This window comes from Streptomyces sp. SM11 (assembly GCF_002910905.1).
In the GTDB taxonomy this organism is placed as follows: domain Bacteria; phylum Actinomycetota; class Actinomycetes; order Streptomycetales; family Streptomycetaceae; genus Streptomyces.
In genome coordinates this window covers 1-3,075 of sequence record NZ_NEUE01000271.1, presented here as the reverse complement: position 1 = coordinate 3,075, position 3,075 = coordinate 1, and the positions used below count along the sequence as shown (strand labels likewise).

Below are 3,075 nucleotides of genomic sequence, written 5' to 3'. Positions count from 1 at the left end.
GGGCCGTGTCCACTGTCGCGCCCCTGCCCTTCGCCACCGCCCGCCTCGACGCGCTCCCCCTCGATCCGGCGTACGCCGAGGAGATGGCGGTCGTCCTCGCGGACCCGGCGCTGTACGTGTTCACCGGCGGCGGCCCGCCGGACCCGGCCGCGCTGCGGGCCCGGTACGAGCGGCAGTGCGACGGTTCGCCGGACCCCGGGGAGCTGTGGTGGAACTGGGTACTCCGGGTCGGGGAGGACGGAAGCCTCGCCGGGTACGTCCAGGCGACGGTACGGGGACCCCGCGCGGAGATCTCCTGGGTCATCGGGACACCGTGGCAGGGCCGGGGCTACGCGAGCGAGGCCGCGAAGGGCCTCGCGGCACACCTGGCCTCGGCCGGGAGCGTCCGGGAACTCGTTGCCCACATCCACCCCGACCACGCCGCTTCCAAGGCGGTGGCAGCGGCGGCGGGGCTACGGCCGACCGGGGAGTGGGAGGACGGCGAGATGCGGTGGGCGGGCAACGCGCCCGTTCCGGGGGCCCGTTAGGGCCTGTTCTGGGTTGGACCGTCGCGACGCCATGGGCCAACTCGGAACAGGCTCTGACGCGGGCTACGTCCTGCTGGGCTGGATGACCTCGTGCGGGCCCCGCAGCCACACGTGGTGTGCTGTTGATCTTAGGGTTGAGCTGGCAACGACCTCCTCAGCACGAGCCCCACGCTGGGCTCCGTGCGCGTAGTACGCCAGCTCGACGCCCTGCGCCGACTTCTGGAGTCTGACAGGGCGCACGCACCGGTCCGCCAGTACCTGGAGCGATTCGACGACGCGCGGCGCGCAAGAATGCTGTTGCTGGCCGACATCATCCCGCCTGAGGGAGGCATCCAGAAGTGAGTCCCACACCCGGCGACCCTGACGCCTGGAACGCGTACCTCGCCGAGGGCAACGCCAAGCAGGCCCGCAAACGTGTCGCAGCAGACGTACTCCTGCGTGATGCGCTCGGACGCGTGCTGCTGGTGAACCCCACCTACAAGCCGGGCTGGGACCTTCCTGGAGGCATGGCAGAAGCGAACGAACCGCCCGAAGAAGCGGTCCGGCGCGAGCTGCGAGAGGAATTGGACCGCGACATCGATCTGCTCGGGCTCCTGGTCGTGGACTGGGTCGCCCCGCACGGTCCGTGCGACGACCAGATCGCCTTCATCTTCAACGGCGGCACTCTCAACGATGACGAGGCACTGCGACCTCACGATCACGAACTCTCCGAGGCCCGCTTCGTCCCGATGGCGGAGGCCCGCGATCTGGTCAGCGAGCGGATGCGGCGGCGACTGGATGCGGCAGTGAAGGCTCTGGAGGACGGTCGGCCGATATACCTCCGGGACGGTGCCACCGGCTGGTGAGCCGAGTTGGCTGAGGCGTTTCTCCTGCGCCCCGCCTCGAATCCCGTGACCCGTGACCCGAGCTTCGGGAGAGCCGATTCACTCTTCTGGGGGTACGTGGGTGGGGCTCCGGCCCGAAGCTCGGGTGCCGGGACTCGGGCGTCGGGATGCGGGACCCGGGGTTCGAGCGCCTTCTCTAACCGGCGGGTAGATGCAGGGGGGTTGGGAAAACCTCCCCCACCTCCCCACCCTCGTCACGGCGAGCAAGTATGACTAATCGTGACAGCTTGCGGCGCAGCGTCACGACTGCTTACGGTGCGAGAACCAATCGACCCCGACGCGGTGTTGCCACACCAGGCCGGGGTCTCACCGCAAGATCGATCACCCAGAAGGACGATCCCGTGGCTACCCAGCAGCCTAGCTCCGCCCCGCCCGCCCCCGCACTCTCCGCCGCGTACCCGATGGCCAAGCCCGGGTACGGCAAACGCACGGCTCCCGATCAACAGGCACCTACGCGCGAAGATTTCGCCCTGCTGCCGACGCGTGAGCGGTATGTCGCCGGGTTCGTCGACCACCTCCCCGAGGGGGCGGCGATGAGCGTGAAGCAGCTCGCCAAGCAGCTCCCGCTCTACGGCCAGCAGGCCATCTCCACCGCCCTGACCGCCCTGTCCGTCGCCGGGCACCTGCGACGCGTACGGTGCCCCGTCAGCGACGGCGACGAGACGCGCTGGGTCTTCCGCACCTTCTGGTCCAGCACCGCCCACGACAACGAGTGGTGGAACACCTACCTCGCCACCGAGAAGGCCGCCCGGACCGCCAACTCCGCACCGGACACCCCGACCCCCGACACGGCGACCCCGGCCACGGCGACCCCGCCGCCGTGGGTCCCGGCCGAGGAACCGCCGCCGCCCGCGCCGGAGGGCCCCGGTGCGGACCAGGCCCCCGGATGCCCCGCCGTACCGCAGCAGCGCACCCCGCACCAGAGGCCGGACGACGAGCCCGCGCCGCCCCTTCCGCCCACCCCGAGCGCGGCCCCCGCGCCGCCCGTCCCGTGCGCGGTCTCCGAGACGCCCGCAACGCCCATGACGCCCCGCACCTTCGTAGCCGGTCCTTCCCCGGCCTACCTGGCCCTGGCCCGCCTGGGCCGCGACGACCACCGCCTCGCCCTCTCCGCCGACGACTGCGCCGCCCTCGAACCACAAGCGGCCCAGTGGCTCGCCCGGGGCGTCACCGTCGACTACCTGACCAGCGCCCTCACCGCAGGACTCCCCACCAGGGTCGACAGCCCTGCCGGCCTGATCCGCCGCCGCCTCACCGACAAGATCCCACCCCGACTGCCCACCGAAAGCGCCCAAACCGTCACCCTCGCCCCACCGCGCCGCATCCTCATGGAATGCACCGACTGCGGCCGCCCCGGCCCCCCGGAGGCCCTCCCCGACGGCCTCTGCCACCCCTGCCGCACCACCCACCACTCCACGGCCACCGAGGAACCGGAGCACCCCGCCGGGATCGCCGACATCAAGGCACACATGGCCAACCTCCGCGACCTGCTCAAACCCGTCTGAACCCGAGCGCCACAATCACCTCACACCCCCAACCGACAGAAGCCGGTGGCGAACCGTGCGAAAGGCGACCGAACCTCCCGCATGGCAGCCATGCGCCTCCGTGAGATCCCGGACACGACGACGAACGCCCTTCCTCTTCCGGAGAACGAGATACCGCAC

Annotated in this window: 4 protein-coding genes; all 4 read left to right on the top strand. The window is 71.1% G+C overall.

What is annotated here, in order from left to right:
* Window positions 1–5: 5 nt before the first annotated feature.
* The 4 genes from B9S58_RS29720 to B9S58_RS29710 all read left to right on the top strand — a co-directional run bounded on the left by B9S58_RS29720 (window position 6) and on the right by B9S58_RS29710 (window position 2,916).
* Complete coding sequence (locus B9S58_RS29720; RefSeq protein ID WP_103535049.1) at window positions 6–527, top strand: GNAT family N-acetyltransferase; 522 nt, start codon at window positions 6–8, stop codon at window positions 525–527.
* A gap of 180 nt (window positions 528–707) precedes the next feature.
* Window positions 708–869, top strand: a complete 162-nt coding sequence (locus tag B9S58_RS38260; protein WP_181009504.1) for a hypothetical protein — start codon at window positions 708–710, stop codon at window positions 867–869.
* Window positions 866–1,372, top strand: a complete 507-nt coding sequence (locus B9S58_RS29715; protein ID WP_103535048.1) for an NUDIX hydrolase — start codon at window positions 866–868, stop codon at window positions 1,370–1,372. Before B9S58_RS38260 ends, B9S58_RS29715 begins: the two co-directional genes overlap by 4 nt.
* Window positions 1,373–1,812: 440 nt before the next feature.
* The gene (locus B9S58_RS29710; protein WP_103535050.1) at window positions 1,813–2,916 is read left to right on the top strand and encodes a MarR family transcriptional regulator; all 1,104 of its coding nucleotides are present in this window, start codon (window positions 1,813–1,815) and stop codon (window positions 2,914–2,916) included.
* Window positions 2,917–3,075: the final 159 nt, after the last annotated feature.